Here is a 17,556-nt window from a genome sequence, read left to right on the forward strand (position 1 = left end):
CAGCTGCGCAGTCAGATCGTGAGCAGGCTTTCAGAAGTCCGCTTTTAAGGACAGATAAGGCCCACGCTGACGCTTCTTATTGGCGATATTGCCTAATTCGGCGTGTGCTGCAGTTACGGAGATATGCTTGTTCGGCACCCAGGCGATATAGGCATCGGCAGCGTTATCTTCCTTGAAGACAGACAGATTATTATTTTTCTGCCGGTATTCAACGCCGATGATTACCGAGTCGGTCAGGAACAGTCCAGCGCTGGCTTCCGCGCGCAGTTTTCGGCTGTCGCTGCGGTCTCCCCCGAAGCCCAATATGCCGAACTGATTGGCGCGGGTGTAGCGCAGGGTGCCATTCAATAGCAAGCTGCGGCCGAATGGGCCATCTAACCAGACCTTGGTCGCGGCCAGGTAAGGTTCGAAATCATTGGCGTGCTTAGCCCCAAGCAGCTTGGGTACAAAGTCGTAGTCATGATTCCGTTTGATCATCACACCGGCTGCTAGCTGGGGCCATGGCCGGTCCTGGTCGAATACCGCGTCACCACAGAGTTTGACTTTCAGGCCCAGGATATTCTGGCCGATATGTGTTCCCGGTACGGTATCACCCAGGTCGAAACTCTGATGGGCGAACGATACTTCCACCCGATCATAAAGACCTACAGCGGCACCAACGGATGTCAGCGAGAAACCGGGGGTATTGACCCGTGTGTAGAAAGCGCCGCCGCCAACTTCGTCGCGCGTGCCATAGCCACTGATTAACGCCCACGGCACCAGACCGCCACCGCCCGCGCCTTCTATCTGTGTTACGCCGCCAGTTGCAGGGAGCCGGCTACCTGCCAATGCAGGAGTGAGTAACGTCAGGTTCAAGAGCAAGTAGAAGACGATGCGTTGCATGGCTGGCCTACTTAGAAAGTCGAAATATCTGCAGTCTATACTGCCATCGTACTTTCACCAGTCGAGGGCTATCCATGTTTTACCGTCTGTGGTGTTTGTGTATTTGCGTGCTGTTTCTGGCTTTACCCGCAAAGGCGGATAGCCTATATGAGCGCTTGGGTGGTGAGACTGGTGTTCGGGAAATTACCAGTGAATTGCTGGATCTGACGGCAAGCTCTCCAAAGACCAGCCGTAGTTTCGACAAGGTGAATCTGCCCCGGCTCAAGCAAAAAGTAACTGAGCATTTATGCTCGCTTACTGGCGGTCCATGCCAATATTCGGGCGATACCATGAAGCAGAGTCACACTGGTCTGGGTATCAGCGAGGCCGAGCTCTATGCCATGGTTGAACATTTGCGCAAGGTATTGGATGCGCGCCATGTGGCGCAGGCGGATAAGAATGCGCTGCTGGTACTGCTTGCACCCATGAAACGGGACATCGTGGAACCCAGAAAATGAGGCTGGCATGGCTGCCCATGTTGGCTTTTCTGCCCTTGTTCTGCGCAGCAAAGATCAACGTCCAGATACTCAACCCCAGTGAGCAGGGGGTGGCCAATGCTGTTGTCTATGCCGAACCGGTTGGTGGCAAGGCGCCTAAGGGAAAGCTGGCAGGCACGATAGACCAGGTGAACAAGGAATTTGTCCCCCTAGTGAGTGTTGTGCAGGTAGGGACGGCAGTCCGGTTCCCGAACAAGGACAATATCCGTCACAACATCTATTCCTTTTCCCGCACCAAGGTATTCGACCTGAAGCTTTATTCCGGTACACCTTCCGACCCGGTGGTGTTCGATACACCGGGTTTGGTGGTACTGGGGTGCAATATCCATGACTGGATGGTTGGTTATCTACTGGTGGTGGATACCCCCTGGTTTGATACCAGCAATGCAAAAGGGAGCGCTTCCCTCGATAACCTGCCGGCTGGTGATTACACACTGCGTATTTGGCACCCCTATCAGACTTCGGAACTGCCGCCTCAGAAGATCCGGGTCGGGCCTGGTGCTGAATCCAATTTCGTATTTCATATGAAGCTCGCGCCTCCTCCCGCTGCAGTCCATGCAAACTATTAAGAACTACTGGCTTCGGTGGCGGCACAGCCTCGAATTTCGCATTGTTCTGCATTTCACCGGCCTATTGGCCGTGATGCTTGGCGTGGCATTTGTGATGGTCAGCGCTGTGAATATGAGCATCTTCCGGGGAACCGCGGCGGTTGCCCTGGAGTCGGACGAGAAAGTCTTTCGCCGCCTTTTGGAGTACAACACCAGCGACCTGATAAAGGGAGCAAGCGTACTGGCTGGGGATTACGGTCTTCGTGAGGCAATTGGTACTGGCGACAGAGATACCTTGTTGTCAGCGTTGAACAACCATAGTCGCCGCATCGGTGCTTCCATGGCCATGCTGTCCAGTCTTGATAACCAATTACTTGCTGACACCCTTCACCCTGATCAATCTGGAAGAACCTACCCTTTCAATACCCTGCTGATTGAAGCCGAGAGGCGGGGGAAAGCCAGCAGTATCGAATTGATCGATGGCCTGTTGTATCGGATTGTTGTTGTGCCTGTACGTGCACCCACAACGATTGCTTGGATCACAATCGGCTTTCCGATGGATGAGCGCCGGGCAAGTGAGCTACACAGCCTTGCCGGCGTACATGTGTCCTTCCTGAAGCGTGATGGAGCCAATTGGCAGTTGCTTGCCTCCACCTTCTCACCGGAGCAACGCCAGTCTTTGCGGGCAGTGTTGAATCAGTTCCCAACAGCAGGCCTGTTGCAATTGAATGGTGAGACATTCGAAACCCGTTTGGCGTTGCTGGGTGAGACCCAACAAGGACATGTCTATGCCTTGCTGGCAGGTTCGTTGGATGTGGCCTTGCTGCCCGCATACAAGCTGCGTGGCATCTCTATTCTCTTGGCGATTGTTGCATTGGTCATTGGTTCGATCATAGGCGCCAGATTGGCGCGCAGGATCACCGACCCGCTCAGGACGTTGGCCGGGGTGGCAAGGCATATACAGGCAGGAGATTATCAGCAGGTGATATCAGTTCGTGATACGAGTGAGATCGGCCAGCTGGCAGGAAGCCTGGAGCATATGCAGGAAGCGATTGCGCTGCGTGAGGCGGAAATCAGCAAGCTGGCATTTCAGGACAGTCTGACAGGTCTGCCTAACCGTGTGCGGTTCAGCCAGTGTCTGGATGAGGCGATTACAGATGCCCAGCTCCGCCAATATCCGCTTACCGTAATACTGGTGGGCCTGGATCGATTTCAGCAGATTAACGATACCCTGGGCCACCCGAATGGCGACCGTGTGCTGGTCGAGGTAGGGCTACGCCTGGTTGCTGTAGTGAATGAAGGCGATACTGTGGCGCGGCTGGCCGGTGACGAGTTTGCTCTATTGCTGCCCGATGTATCTATAAGTACTGCCTTGCAACGAATTGATCGCATTCACAATGTGTTTGCCCAACGCTTCAACCTTGATGGCCGGCCGCTCGATATACGAGCGAGCATGGGCTTGGTGGGTTTCCCTGAACATGGCGATACTGCTGCTGATTTGATCCGTTGTGTTGATGTAGCGATGTATCACGCCAAGCGCAGTGGATTGCACCATGCACTATACGACCCTGGTTCGCGAACATTTCGTGAGGAGCATCTGTCACTGCTGGGTGATTTGCAGCAGGCGGTGGAACACGATGAATTGGTTGTCTATTACCAGCCCAAGGTCGGTCTTGGTATTCATCCGGCGGATGAGGCGGAAGCCCTGGTGCGCTGGAAGCATCCAACCAAGGGATTTGTTTCCCCTGGTGAGTTCATTCCCTTTGCGGAACAGACTGGCTATATCAAGGAGCTGACCCGCTGGGTGCTGGTAAGGGTTATCGCCCAGGCAGGGAAATGGCTGAGGGAAGGTAGGCCGGTTAAGGTATCAGTCAATCTTTCCACCCGGGACCTGCTCGACCAGGGGCTGGTTGCGGCAATAGCCGCCCTGATAGATAGGGCCAGTCTGCCGCCTGAATATCTATGCCTGGAAATCACGGAAAGCGGTTTTATGGATGAACCCGCTCAGGCGCTTGATGTGCTGCAAAAGCTGCGAGCGCTGGGATTATCGTTGGCGATTGATGATTATGGCACGGGCTATTCGTCGTTGGCGTATATCCGCCGTTTGCCGATTACCGAGCTGAAGATAGACCGTGCTTTCGTCATCGAACTCGCCAGCAATGTGGGTGATGCGCAGATTGTTCGTTCCACTATCGATCTGGGTCACCGCTTGGGCTTGAAGGTTGTCGCTGAAGGTGTTGAAGATATGGGGGTGGTCAGGATACTGGCGGAGATGGGATGCGATAGTATTCAAGGCTTCGTGTTTGGTAAGCCGATGCCGGCGGAGGAGTTCGATCGCTGGCGTATGGCCCGGCAAGAAGCCTATTAGAACCAGTTGGCGATCTTACTGCGCAACCGTGATCAGGGCTCATTTGCTGTTCGAAAGCCCCCGCAAGGGGGACGCCGAACTGCTACGGCGCTATCGCACCAAGAAGTTCGCAGCCTCGTGTACAAAAGTACATTCCGATTCCTGTGCTGCGCTTTACTCTGCTGACGGATGTGCGTGGCAGATCGTGAATAGGTTCTTGGACGATCTTGTATCTGCTTCTGTTAATCTTGCGCCCTTGGTCGTCCACCCTCTGTGCTGTGCGCCTGTTTTCAGGGGCGATGGTCCTTTCCCTTAATCTAGAAAAAGAATATCGCGTACCCCTGAGTTTGCACGGTCATATATCGCTAACGTACGTGTAAACCTTTTTATCCCAATAGAAACCAAGCTATGCCTGAAATCGGTTCCCCTGAATTTGTCTTCTGGTTTCGTCAAGCGGCGCCCTATATCCACGCCTTTCGCGGGCGCACCTTTGTCGTGGCTTTTGGTGGGGATCTGGTTCGCGATGGTGATTTCGGTTCGTTGGCACATGACCTCAATACGCTGGTCAGCCTGGGGGTGAATCTGGTGCTGGTGCATGGCGCCCGTCCGCAAATCAGTGAGCGGCTCGAAGAGGCCGGGTTGCCTTTGCGCCTGGAGCGCGGCATCCGGGTAACGGAGCGTGATGCCATCGTCCCGGTATTGCAGGCAATTGGGCAGGTGCGTTTCGAGATCGAAGCTGGATTATCCATGGGCTTGGCCAATTCGCCCATGGCAAATGCGGACATTCGTGTTGCTGGGGGTAACTTCGTTACGGCCCAGCCCATGGGAGTGCGTGAGGGCGAGGACATGCAATACACCGGTGAAGTCCGCAAGTTAGATGTTGCCGCGATGCGCGACAGACTGGAGTTTGGTGAGACAATTCTGCTGTCGCCGGTGGGATATTCACCTACGGGTGAAGCCTTCAATCTGACCCTGGAGGATGTAGCCACCACCGCAGCTGTTGCTCTTGGGGCAGATAAATTGATTTTCTTGTTGGACCAGCCTGGCGTGGTGGATGAGGCAGGAGAGTTGCTCAATGAGTTGACGGCGGCTGAAGCGGAAGCCTATGTGCCACGTGAAGTCAGCACGACAACTGATCTGGATTTTTACCTGCCTTGCTGTATCCGGGCTGTACGCCACGGTGTAAAACGCGCGCATCTGATCTCGCGCCATCTGGATGGGGCAATGCTCACCGAGCTTTTCACCCACGATGGCATCGGCACGATGATTTCGCGTGAGTCTTTGGAGACATTGCGCCGTGCGGTGATCGACGATATCGGGGGCATTCTTGCCTTGATCGAGCCGTTGGAGGAACAAGGGGTATTGGTAAAACGTTCACGCGAGTTGCTAGAGCGGGAAGTTGAACGTTTTGCTGTACTGGAGCATGACCGCAAGATCGTCGGATGCGTTTCGCTGCATACTTTTGAGGAAAGCGGCATTGCGGAGTTGGCTGGGTTGGCGGTCCATCCCGATTATCGGGACGGTGGCCGTGGCGAGCAGCTGCTCAAGCATGTAGAGCGGGAAGCGCGGCGGCTCAAGATTACCCGCTTATTCGTATTGACGACCCGGACAGCGCACTGGTTTATCGAACGTGGTTTCGCCCCGGCAGAGATAGACGTGCTGCCGATGAAGAAGAAAGAACTATATAACTGGCAGCGGCGCTCTAAAGTATTTATTAAGTCCCTATAAACCTGGAGAGATATGAGTGGCGAACCCGCCCATTGCAACAGCATCCGGGCAATGTCCCGGCTTAAACTGGGCTTATGCATGAATCGTGATTGTGAACAAACTCGATTGAAAGACGAGTAATGCAGGTCCCTTTCTTTCGAACGCTGCGCGCCCGACTGGTATTGGCAATCCTGGTTGTGCAATTTGTTGTGCTTGCTGTGTTGCTGGCCAATGTCAATCGAGTCTGGTCGGATATGGTGCTGCGCGCCACCGAGGTACGGGTGGAGGAATTGGCACGTCTGTTGAATGCGGCATTGGCGCCCCCCATGGCGTCGTTGGACTACACCCCTGCTGCGGAACTGCTCGATGGTATGCGTACGCCGGATGGTATCGACTATCTGGTGCTGTTCGATCAGCAGGGTAAGGTCGTCGCAGCCCGTGGTTGGGACGTAGGCACCGCCCTGCCACCACCAGATCAGCTGGAGGCGCTCCATTACCGCAGCACCATCCCGCCAGTGGTGCACGCCAGTATCGATATACAGATGGCAGGTAAGCAATATGGGTTGCTGCGTTTTGGTCTTTCCACCGAATTGTTGAGTGAGTCTGCCAACCGGGTGCTGTTGCAGAGCGCCAGCGTGGTGGTGGTCGGTGCCGTGCTTTCGGCTTTGGTGCTGGCGCTGCTGGGGTTCTGGTTGACGCGCCGTTTGTACCAGCTGATGGAAGCCGCCGAGCATCAGGCTGCCGATGGCATGCCCCACCCGATCCAGGTCGATGGGGATGACGAGGTCAGCGCATTGGCCAAGCGCTTCAACCAGATGTCCATGGGCATTCAGGAACGACTGGATGCACTGAAGAAGAATGAAGAAAAATTCCTCGCTATCGCGGACTACACCTATGGTGTGGAGCTATGGTTAAGCCCCGAAGGTGAACTGGTCTGGGTGAACGCATCTGTAACTCGTCTTACCGGTTATGCGGTGAAGGAATGCATGGAGATGCGTTATTTCCCATTGCCATTGGCAACCTTGGAGGAACGTAACCGCGTTTCCGATACGGTTAAGCAGGCGCTGACGGGTACCGCTGGCCAGGACTTCGAATTCAGGGCCATGAAGCGTGATGGCAAAGTATTCTGGGCCGCGATGAGTTGGCAGCCCATCTACGACAGCAACGACAATTATCTGGGTGTACGTGCTTCGGTCCGTGACAACAGCCAGCTCAAGGAAGACCGGCTTGCAATGAAGCGGGCAATGTACGAGCTGCAGCAATCGCAAGGCCTTAACCAGACGTATCTGGCCCGCGCCGAGAGCGAGCGTTCACGGCTGACTGCGCTTTTGTCTGCTATGCGATTCGGTGTTCTGTTTGTCGATACGCATAACCTGATTGTGTTTCATAACCCTGCTTTCAAAGCGCTTTGGCTGATCGACGAAAGTACAGCCATTGTCAGTAAGCCCATCGGCCAAGTACTGCAAAATGCGCTCAACCGGCCGGCCAACTATGATTTTGCTAGCCTTCTGGAAGCCAGTGAGAGCATGGGCGAATCGGATTCTTATCCGGGCGACTTGAATATGAACGATGGCCGCATCGTTACCCAGCAGTGTTATGTTGTACGTGACGAGCAGAACCACGTTACCGGCCGGCTGTGGGTATACGAGGATGTGACGCAGGAGCATTTCCTTAACGAGCGCATGGTGTTCCTTGCCGAGCGTGATGCGTTGACCGGCCTGTACAACCGGCATGCTTTCCAGGAACAGTTGAAGCGGATGCTGGCGGAAGCGGAGCGCAATCAGGAAAACGTAGCCGTTCTTTACTTCGACCTGGATGAGTTCAAGTATGTGAACGATACCTTTGGCCATGGTGTCGGCGATGACTTGCTCAAGCGGGTTGCCGAGGAAATCTCCGGTCAGGTTCGCCGTAACGAATTCTTTGCACGCCAAGGGGGAGATGAATTCGCCATTCTGGTGCCGAACTGTACCGAAGCAGATGTCACGAACCTGGCTACGCGTATTGTGGCGACAGTGGCGGGTATTCAATTCACGGTGGATGGCCAGCCCTTACGCCTTTCTTCCAGCTTGGGCGTTGCGATGTTCCCCATGCATGCCGAGTCGGCAGAAGACTTAGTTGCCCATGCGGATACCGCGATGTATCAGGCGAAATCGGCGGGTAAGGCAACGTGGCGTATGTACCAGGCTGAGCGTGACGCCAGCCGTGAGATGGTTAACCGGTTGACCTGGAACGAGCGCATTCAGCACGCGCTGGAGAACGATGGCTTTGTGTTGTACTTCCAGGGTATTTACGACGCAGCCAGCCGCGAAGTTGCTCACCTGGAGGCGTTGGTACGGATGAAGGACACCAACAATCCAGGACAGATCATTACCCCTGGCCATTTCATTCCACACGCAGAGAAAAGCGGCAAGATTCTCGATATCGATCGCTGGGTAATCGGCGAGGCGGTTCGCCTACTGGCCAAGTACCCGTCCATGCCTTCTGTTGCGGTGAACATTTCTGGTCGTAGTTTTGATGAAACCAGCCTGCCTGAGTACATCAAGACCATGTTGGCGGAACAGCAGGTTCAACCTGCACGCCTGATGGTGGAACTGACTGAAACTGCCGCGGTGTCGGATATGCGGGATGCGCAGCGGTTTATTGAAGCATTGCGCAATACGGGTTGTACGGTCTGCCTCGATGACTTTGGGGCTGGCTTTTCGTCGTTTGCTTACCTCAAGCACCTGAAAGCCCATGTGCTCAAGATCGATGGCTTGTTTATCCGCGATCTGCCGCGTGACCATGACAGCCAGGTTTTTGTTAAAGGCATGGCGGCGATTGCCCGCGATATGGGCAAGAAGACTGTGGCCGAGTTTGTCGAGAACGAGGAAACCTTACACATGCTGGTTGAGTTTGGCGTAGACATGGTTCAGGGCTATTACCTTGATAAGCCTTCGTCTGATCACCCGGCTATCCACACTTTTAATACGCATGAGGCAAGCCAATAGTTGGATGCGGCTATTGGACTTCCTTATTGCAAGCGGTGGTGTCGTGAAGCTGTAATGTGAAGACTTCATATGAGAAAAAACGCCGGCCATATGGCCGGCGTTTTTTAATGGTCTGTACAGCTGTAGTGACACTAATGTGAACAGAAACAGAATTCCCAAAAGAATTCGAAAGATTTTTATTCTTTTCTCGTGTTATGGCATGCACGGAAATAATAATTACACGCTTAACGTTTAGCCATTGATTTATTCCGTTGGTCTACTCTTTTGGTGGGAGTAAATATTGGAAGGATATACTGTTTTCCTTTAAGCATCTGGTCGCCACACTTTGGATAGAAGCAGGTCATGGAAACAGTCTTAATAAAGAAGTATCTATTAGCGGTAGTTCTTTCTAAGATTGCTTTTCTCGCTCTATTCCTATTCTTGTTACTTATTCTATTGGGTGTTGGAAGCGTAGTAATAGATTTCTTTGCCGAGGTCCATTCTCTCTCAGAATTCATAGAGAAAACGTTGGATATATTAACGCCGGATTCCATAGCAGAAGCTATCGGTGTAATGGGTGCAATTCTGGTTTGTATTGGCAGTGTGTTGATTTTCTTCTTTTATCTCACATTAGCTATCAAGGGTATCTTTTCAATAATAGATGTAATGCCAATGGTCAATATAAAGCTGACAGCTTCACATTTTGGTATACAGTCGATACCGGCTGTTGCTATTCCTTGGGTTCAAGTTGATAGACTCTATGCTATTCAACTTGGCCAAGCGAGAGAGAATAAAATTAAAGTCCACAATTACTTGTGCATAAGATTTAAAGGGTCGGCAGACTTTGCGAGCTTTGTCGCTATTCTAGAGGTAGAAAAGGAAGCGCAGTCTTATTCGATGGCATCTTATGCGACTACCTACCGAAAGCGTGATGTGACTCATATTAATGGTGAGGACTTTCTAACAGATGAAGATGATTTGCTTGTAATGATGCGAGTTCCAAAAATTTTACCGTATGTGAAGGATGAGGCGGAAAGCCTCAAGGAAATTCAAGCGTATTACCTTGCAATTAAGGGGTAATTGACTTTCTTGCGTCAAGTAATATTGGCCCGCTGTAAATCAATAATTAATACAAGTTCGTGCAATACATAAACCGGGTAGTTGTATAGCAGGATTATGATGGGGTTTCTATGACCCATGCCAACCCAATGAGGTGACATGGGCCGTGTTACCAGCCTTGTGAAACTTCAAGCGAATGTTCCAATCAAGGTTGTGATGCCGGTTGGCTTACCGTTGGGTAAGACAGCCAGATCACCGTATTGCCACGTTGGCGTGCATCCTTGTTGATTGCATTCACGTAGGACTGGTCAACCACTTGCTCGTGCTTCGGGCTGGCACAGCCGACCAGGAGAAACGAAACCAGAATAAAGAGGCAAGTACGCATAGCAGTCTCCTCGGCATCGGTATGCGACGCCTACTTGCACGCTATGCGGTTTGGGCGGAATTGCCTGCTTTTAGTGACAAGCGGCTGCGCGAGCTTCTGCCAGATCAGCTGGGCTGCCAACGTTCAACCATGCCCCGGTATATGCCTCGCCGCTGATACGGCCCTGGCTGGCAAACACATGTAACAACGGTCCCAGTTTGGCGGCTTGCCCTGCACTGACACTGGACACCAGTTCTGGCTTGAGCACAGCAAGATTGGCATAGGTATAGCGTGGTGAGCCATCACTACGAACCAGACCCTGCTCATCCAGATTGAAGTCGAGCTGATACCGATCAGTAGGCGCCAGGACCAAATGAGCTAACTGGTTAGGGCTATCGGCCAAGCGCTTTGCGGCGATAACCAGTCGCTCGTATGGGTAGTCGGTGTAGATGTCGGCAGATAGCAGGATAAAAGGCTCATCACCCAACAGAGGAAGCGCCTTGGCGACACCGCCGGCAGTTTCCAAGGCGATTCCTTCAGCCGAGTAGTGGATATGCAAACCATAGGCGGTGCCTTTACCCAGCACCGCCTCGATCTGCTCACCCAACCAGGCATGATTGATGACGACGTCGCAGATGCCGGCTGCAGCCAGCTTACGTAGATGCCAACCTATTAAAGGTTCTCCCCCTACATCCAACAGAGGTTTGGGGGTGGTATCTGTCAGCGGACGCATCCGTTCACCGCGGCCGGCGGCAAGAATCATGGCTCGCATCTTACTTACCTTCGAAGAATCCCTGGGCGATCTTGAGTGCGTGTTCGACGGCATCGGCATTGACGTCGAGGTGTGTCACCCAGCGTTGTTGATCCCGACCACTAATCAACACGCCATGCTTTGCCAAGTAATCGGAAAAGCCTGTAGCAACTTTTTCGTCGACTTCGACAAACACGATATTTGTATGTGGCGGGGTGACTTTGAGTCCAGGTAAGGCACTCAAGCCTTCAGCCAAGCGGGTGGCATTCTGGTGGTCGTCTGCTAGCCGTTCCACATGATGGTCCAGCGCATACAGCCCGGCAGCAGCCAGGATACCGGCTTGCCGCATACCGCCGCCTAACATCTTGCGCCACCGCTTGGCTTTGGCGATGAAATCGCGTGAACCCAATAGCAACGATCCAACTGGAGCACCTAGTCCTTTGGATAGACAGATCGATACCGAATCAAAACCTTTGGCAATTTCAGCTAGAGGAACTCTCTGTTGTACGGCAGCGTTGCACAAGCGGGCGCCATCAAGGTGAGTAGCCAGGCCTATGCTGTGTGCCCAGTCTGTTGCCGCTTGCACGTATGCCGGTGGCAGTACCTTGCCAGCAATTGTGTTCTCCAGGGTCAGCAGCCGGGTGCGGGCAAAATGCGGGTCGATGGGTTTGACGGCCTTACGTAGTTTTTCCATTGGCAGGCTGCCATCGTCTGCATGTTCTAACGGCTGCGGTTGAATGCTGCCAAATACAGCTGCGCCACCACCCTCGTAACGATAAGTATGGGCTTCCTGGCCAACCAGGTATTCATCGCCACGTTGGCAATGCGTTAGCAGGCCGATCAGATTACTTTGGGTACCGGATGGTGCAAATAGACCGGTTTCGAAACCGAGCCGCTCTGCCGCTACCGCTTGCAAGCGGATTACCGTCGGGTCGTCTCCCCATACATCGTCCCCCAACTCGGCCGCTGCCATGGCAGCCATCATGCCGGGCGTTGGTTTGGTAACAGTGTCGGAACGGAAGTCGTACAGCTTATAGCCATTTGTGGCGGCTTGTGGGTAACTCATGCTATTTCCTGCCTGTGGAGTGAGGGGGGCGGGGGGGGCGGCCTATCGCACATCAACAGTGCTAGCGTCAGGCCGGTATATGGAGGAAATGTTGGCGATGTTTACGATTTCAAGCACCTGCCGGAATCGATAACGTATGTGCTGGGTAGCGCGAAATCCATCGGGGTACGGATACTAGGCGATAAGAACCTTTTCAAAGTCTGCTGCGCGTTAGCGATACGGCGTTGAAAACACCCTCGGATGCTCATTTACCATCAGTAAACTCTGCTTCCTCAGCTGTTTTCGCCTTGTCTTGCTCTAGCTCGCGAAACTTTGAACAGGTTCTAAGAAACGGCGATATCCGCAAGGCTTTGACAATTGATTCCTGTTTATTGCTTACGACATGACGAAATAAGCGCCTTCAATACCTTCGCTGACCCACGTCCTGGTACAACCCACTTGTTTGGCCCATGAGCGATTTTCAAAGGCTTACCGGCGATCAAGCCTTTGACGATCGGATCATCCGCTTTTATAGCAGCCGTCCAATTTTCTCCATCGCCACCTTCGCCGCCCGTTACCGTATGTTTGAACTGTGCGCCATTTATCTCAAACATGATTTGGGATACACCGTCCTCAATTGCGACGCGTGAAGGCCCAGAGATGGAGAGGCGCCCTTCCTCACAATCCAATCTCACTGCGCGGTCGTCGGTCTCGGGGATTCCGTATTGGACTAACGAACTATCGCCCCACCAAATGTACTTCTCTTGTGCCCAAGTGGTGCTAATGCAAAGAACAGAAACAAGTGAAAACCATAGCATTTTCATAGAGAAACTCGCTTTTGAAATTCATACACTTGTATACGTTCAATTATGGGTGATTGGATCGTAAGACCTTGAACAGGTTCTCAGGCAATAGGCAGCGTATTTAGCGCTTGGCAAAGCTCATCGTGAAGCTTTTGAACCGGCGCCACGTCAAAGTGTGTAACACCACTGCCAATCTCAGCGAGGAAGCGACAAGCAGCAAAATTTTTGGCGCTTGCCTCGTATTCCGCTATCCAAGCCAATCTCCGTGGCATGTGTTTGGGATCGACAGGCCAGACACCGGGCTGTGGCCGGATGTGGTCTTTGATGCCGATTCGCCATGGTTTGGGGCTGACTCTCGCGCGAAAGCAATGTTGGTTCAGGCACATCCGTACGTAGACAGGGTCGGCTTTCAGAGCGTCAAAGCAGGCTTTAACGGTCGGGTCACTTGGCTTGAAGGTTTGATGGGTGACCAGTACCCGCATACCGGCGGGAGTTAGGTAAAGGCGGAAGTGCCAGCTCGGATGCGTCTTGAGAAACTGGGCGACTCGAGCGCGAACCCCTGCTTCGTTGTCTTGGTGAAGATATCGGATGAATCGAACAAGGTAGGCGCAGATGGGACGATAGAAAATCAACACCGCGGCAAATAGGGCTATGCCGATAAGTAATGAGTGGGTAATCCATCCTATCGCGATCGCAATAATTGTACCCAGCACTGCAATGGGTCGTTGCAGATGCACTGACGGATCGGAAATGAAGTCGATATCAATGAAGAGGACGTCTGGGGTATTGAGGCAATGTGCGCCGTATAGATTTCTGGTTATTACCGTATCGCCATGTCTCGCGATGATTTCTTCCCGAATGGGCACGCCATCGGCACCGTTATAGGGCTTTTTGAGTTCTCTGCGTGGTAGCTTTTCACCGGCAATCAGGCGTTGAAGCGCTTCTTTTGCACGTAACTCGGCATGTGCTTGAGCCTCTGCAAGGCCTGTATCCGACCAACCAAAGCGTTTAACCGTGATGTGCTTCTTATCATGCAGATGTTGAATACTGCTTTCTGCCCAATACTTTGGAACGATCATGTGTAGTTTGCTCGGCAATCAGGTGGTTGCGCCGTTTGCCAATCCTATTGGCAAACGGTGTATCAAATCATACGCTTTAAGAGCCAGATTGCAGCTGCACAGTGGTACCGTGTACAGGTTCTCAGAACGTGTATCCCACGCTTACTTGATAATTGGTCAGATTGTTGAGCAATTTAAAGAGCGGGTGCAATTCGGTATAACGGGCGCAGGTATCACGCAGGTAGTTCAGCGCAATCGGCATGTCGTCGATGTATTGTATTTTGCCGTCGCGATGCGCCAGACGTGCGAAGGTACCGAGCGTGCGGATCTGGCGGAACACGCCCATGATCTCGAATTCGGCGTAAAAGGTATCGAAACTGGGCGGGACGGGCAGCCCTGCCTGACGAGCACCTTCCCAATATCGTATTGCCAATTCAAGGCGCAAAGATTCGGGCCACTGTACGTACATATCCTTCAGCAAGGAAGCCAGGTCGTACGTGACAGGCCCCAGGCGCGCATCCTGGAAGTCGATGACGCCGACCTGCTCTGCTAGCCCGGCCTGTGGCCCTTGAGAATGGCCGACTATCAGATTGCGGCAGTGAAAGTCGAAGTGGACTGCCACCTTCCCCTGCCCTTGCGCGCGCGCAACGAGGAGGGCGCGGCTACGCTCCCATACAGCCAAGTCATCGCCTTGCAGCGGTTTGCCTAGATGTTTGTCCGCATACCATTCAGCAAAACGGTTCAGGTCGTCCACCATGATGTCCGCACTGTAAACCGGTAGGTTTTCAGTGGGAGTGTCGCACTGCAAGGCAATCAGATCTTGGATTACCCAGCGGTACAGCACTTCTGCCTGGGCACAGACTTGGCGGTCAATTTCCTCCTGCTCGCGTTGGCTTCGGCTAGGGTCGTCTGGTGAGCGTAACGAGGCTAGAGCAGTTTGCAGGTCGATATCACCGAGGTCATCCAGGAGCAAAAAACCTTGTGCAAGGTCTTGGGCCAGGATTGTTGGCACCCGTAGTACGGGTTTCAGCAACGTTGCAATCTGAATAAAGGGTCGCAGGTCGTTACGGTCAGGCGGGGTATCCATGGCAATCCGACTGCTGCCATCGGCAAGCTGCACGCGGAAGTAGCGGCGGCTGCTGGCGTCACCGATTGGGTCGGACAAACTAGGGGATGTGCCAAGCTGAGCTTGTAGCCATTGGCGCAGCGTATTGATTCGTTCCATGGGTAGGTTTGTGCGAAGCGGGAAAGTGTGCGATTTTAGCGCACTTCGAGTTTCCCCCTGTTTCGCGTCCATGCCGCGTTTTTGCCCAACTCCCCTCATCCTGGCCCTATGCGCCGCCTTTTCTGCCCAAGCCGAAGACGTGCCGGGTAGTAGCACCATCCTTGCCGATCAAGTCGATGGCCAGGGTACGGCCACAGTGAAGGCCCAAGGGAATGTGCAAATAGATCGTGATGGCCGGCGCGTTGAAGCGGATTGGGTAACCCTGTTTCAAGATACGAAGGAATTACGTGCGGGTGATCACACCCGGCTTACGGAAGATCGAAATGTGGTGGAGGGTGGCCTTTTCCATCTCAGAGAGACCGATCGTACGGGCGAGATCTCCACACCTAGCTTTCGGCTTGGCAGCGGCAAGAAGCAAGGGCGGGGTGATGCACTAAAACTGTTGTTCGACGGCCCGGGTAAATATCGGCTGCAGAAGGCTCGTTTCACTACTTGTTCTGTCGGGGAAGATGATTGGTTCCTGAAGGCCGAACAATTGAAGCTCGATTACAACCGGAATCTGGGTGTTGCCCGCAGTAGCACGATCGAGTTCAAGGGGGTGCCTATCCTCTATTCTCCATATTTCGATTTCTCGTTGGATGGCTCGCGCAAGTCTGGTTTATTGACCCCCTCTTTCAACCTGACACGAGCAGGGGGGACGGAAATCTCAATACCCTATTATTGGAATATCGCCCCGAATATGGATGCCACGATTGCACCGCGGGTGATTACCAAGCGGGGGGTATTGCTGAATAACGAGTTCCGCTATCTGGAGCCCAGCTTTTCCGGCAAGGCCAATGTGGAATGGATTGGCAATGATCGCAATTTCAAAGGTGACCGCGCTAAAGACGACTCTAATTGGGGGGGGAGTCGTTACGCGATAAACCTTCAGCATAAACACATGCTGGCTGACAACCTGACAGGTGAGCTGAATTGGCAGAAAGCATCGGATGACCGCTACTTTGTCGACTTTGGTGACCGTTTGGCTGTAGCGTCGCAGACGTTTTTGCCTCGGCAAGGCTTGCTTACCTATGCGGTACCGGGTCTGAATATGCAGTTATTGGTGCAGCGTTACCAGACGTTGCAGGATGTGGCGAATCCTGTTGTCCCACCGTATGCGCGTATGCCGCAGTTCAACTTCAACTATTCTCCCGATCTGCGGTCTCTCTACCGTTTCGATCTCAGTGGGGAGGCGACAGTATTTAAATACGGCAGCCAGTTGAACGGGTTAAATGGGTTGAATAGCCGGACCCCGTTGGATGGTAAACGCAGCATTCTTTATCCCAGCGTCAGCCTGCCGTTTGAGCGTAGCTGGGGCTTTATCACCCCTCGAATCGGGGCGCATCTCACCCGATATACGCTGGATGGCGGCGGTAAGTTGAATCGTAATCTGCCGGTATTCAGCGTTGATTCCGGTGTTTATTTCGACAGGGACACCAATTGGTTTGGTACCGAGATGGTCCAGTCTTTGGAACCCCGAGCCTATTACGTGCGTATCCCCTATCGTGATCAGTCGGCATTCCCCAACTTTGATTCGGGTGTGGCGGACTTCAATTTTGCGCAGATGTTCAGTGAGAACCAGTACACGGGTGGCGACCGAATCAATGATGCCAATCAGTTGACGATGGCATTGACCTCGCGCTTGTTCGAACGGGATTCGGGCATTGAACGTGCACGGTTTGCAATCGGCCAGCGCTTCTATTTTGATTCACAGCGGGTGACCTTGAATGAAACTGCCCGTGGCGATGATGTGACAGCGTCGGACCTGATAGCAACCGTAGGGGGTCGACCGCATGAAAATTGGTGGCTGGATGCCAGCTGGCAGTATGACCAACAGAAGAGACTCACACGTAAGTCGGGTCTTAACCTGCGCTATCAGCCTATGCCCGGTAGCCTGCTTAACCTCGGTTACCGTGTCGACCGGCGCCACAATATCGAGCAAGCCGACATCTCGGGGCAATGGCCGCTGACGCGCAAGATTCATGCGATTGCGCGTTATAACTGGTCGCTGCCTAATGGCCGAGCTTTGGAGTCTCTGGCTGGGCTCGAATACAATGGCGGCTGCTGGGTTTTCCGAGCCGTCAGCCAGCGTTTCGTCAATACGGCCAACGAAACCAGTCGTACCTTTTTCCTTCAGCTGGAACTGAACGATCTGGCACCTATCGGCACTAATCCGCTGCAGACTCTCAGAGACAGTATTCCTGGTTACACCAAACTGAATTGATT

General features: G+C 53.2%; 14 protein-coding genes. 8 read left to right on the plus strand and 6 right to left on the minus strand.

Features of this window, described 5'->3' with window-relative positions:
* Positions 1–30: 30 nt before the first annotated feature.
* Positions 31–882 carry a DUF3034 family protein gene (locus ACUHMQ_RS00235; RefSeq protein ID WP_445293423.1) on the minus strand — a complete coding sequence of 284 codons (852 nt, stop codon included), beginning with the start codon at positions 880–882 and terminating at the stop codon, positions 31–33.
* Between the two features lie 74 nt (positions 883–956).
* Between ACUHMQ_RS00235 and ACUHMQ_RS00240 the strand changes: the two genes are divergently transcribed.
* From ACUHMQ_RS00240 to ACUHMQ_RS00265, 6 genes are all read left to right on the plus strand, one after another.
* Positions 957–1,379 (plus strand): group I truncated hemoglobin, encoded by a 423-nt coding sequence (locus tag ACUHMQ_RS00240; protein ID WP_445293424.1) that lies wholly within the window; start codon positions 957–959, stop codon positions 1,377–1,379.
* A complete protein-coding gene (locus tag ACUHMQ_RS00245; protein WP_445293425.1) occupies positions 1,376–1,987 on the plus strand; it encodes a hypothetical protein in 612 nt (203 codons plus the stop codon). The genes ACUHMQ_RS00240 and ACUHMQ_RS00245 overlap by 4 nt, the downstream gene beginning before the upstream one ends.
* Entirely contained in the window at positions 1,974–4,334 is a 2,361-nt protein-coding gene (locus ACUHMQ_RS00250) for a putative bifunctional diguanylate cyclase/phosphodiesterase (protein ID WP_445293426.1), read from the plus strand. Before ACUHMQ_RS00245 ends, ACUHMQ_RS00250 begins: the two co-directional genes overlap by 14 nt.
* 387 nt (positions 4,335–4,721) lie before the next feature.
* Complete coding sequence (gene argA, locus ACUHMQ_RS00255) at positions 4,722–6,041, plus strand: amino-acid N-acetyltransferase (RefSeq protein WP_445293427.1); 1,320 nt, start codon at positions 4,722–4,724, stop codon at positions 6,039–6,041.
* A 119-nt stretch (positions 6,042–6,160) separates the two neighbouring features.
* Positions 6,161–9,007 carry an EAL domain-containing protein gene (locus tag ACUHMQ_RS00260; protein ID WP_445293428.1) on the plus strand — a complete coding sequence of 949 codons (2,847 nt, stop codon included), beginning with the start codon at positions 6,161–6,163 and terminating at the stop codon, positions 9,005–9,007.
* Positions 9,008–9,349: 342 nt separating this feature from the next.
* Entirely contained in the window at positions 9,350–10,066 is a 717-nt protein-coding gene (locus ACUHMQ_RS00265) for a hypothetical protein (RefSeq protein WP_445293429.1), read from the plus strand.
* A 184-nt stretch (positions 10,067–10,250) separates the two neighbouring features.
* Here the strand turns inward: ACUHMQ_RS00265 and ACUHMQ_RS00270 are convergent, their stop codons facing one another.
* The 3 genes from ACUHMQ_RS00270 to ltaE form a co-directional block, all read right to left on the minus strand.
* Positions 10,251–10,430 carry a hypothetical protein gene (locus ACUHMQ_RS00270; protein WP_445293430.1) on the minus strand — a complete coding sequence of 60 codons (180 nt, stop codon included), beginning with the start codon at positions 10,428–10,430 and terminating at the stop codon, positions 10,251–10,253.
* Between the two features lie 70 nt (positions 10,431–10,500).
* A complete protein-coding gene (murU, locus tag ACUHMQ_RS00275; protein ID WP_445293431.1) occupies positions 10,501–11,181 on the minus strand; it encodes an N-acetylmuramate alpha-1-phosphate uridylyltransferase MurU in 681 nt (226 codons plus the stop codon).
* Between the two features lies 1 nt (position 11,182).
* Complete coding sequence (gene ltaE / locus ACUHMQ_RS00280; protein ID WP_445293432.1) at positions 11,183–12,226, minus strand: low-specificity L-threonine aldolase; 1,044 nt, start codon at positions 12,224–12,226, stop codon at positions 11,183–11,185.
* A 449-nt stretch (positions 12,227–12,675) separates the two neighbouring features.
* Between ltaE and ACUHMQ_RS00285 the strand changes: the two genes are divergently transcribed.
* Entirely contained in the window at positions 12,676–12,855 is a 180-nt protein-coding gene (locus tag ACUHMQ_RS00285; protein WP_445293433.1) for a hypothetical protein, read from the plus strand.
* Between the two features lie 254 nt (positions 12,856–13,109).
* Here the strand turns inward: ACUHMQ_RS00285 and ACUHMQ_RS00290 are convergent, their stop codons facing one another.
* Complete coding sequence (locus ACUHMQ_RS00290; protein WP_445293434.1) at positions 13,110–14,087, minus strand: hypothetical protein; 978 nt, start codon at positions 14,085–14,087, stop codon at positions 13,110–13,112.
* A 121-nt stretch (positions 14,088–14,208) separates the two neighbouring features.
* Complete coding sequence (locus ACUHMQ_RS00295) at positions 14,209–15,291, minus strand: aminoglycoside phosphotransferase family protein (RefSeq protein ID WP_445293435.1); 1,083 nt, start codon at positions 15,289–15,291, stop codon at positions 14,209–14,211.
* 70 nt (positions 15,292–15,361) lie between these two features.
* Between ACUHMQ_RS00295 and ACUHMQ_RS00300 the strand changes: the two genes are divergently transcribed.
* A complete protein-coding gene (locus ACUHMQ_RS00300; RefSeq protein ID WP_445293436.1) occupies positions 15,362–17,554 on the plus strand; it encodes an LPS-assembly protein LptD in 2,193 nt (730 codons plus the stop codon).
* The last annotated feature ends 2 nt before the right edge of the window (positions 17,555–17,556 follow it).

This window comes from Chitinimonas violaceus, assembly GCF_052601015.1.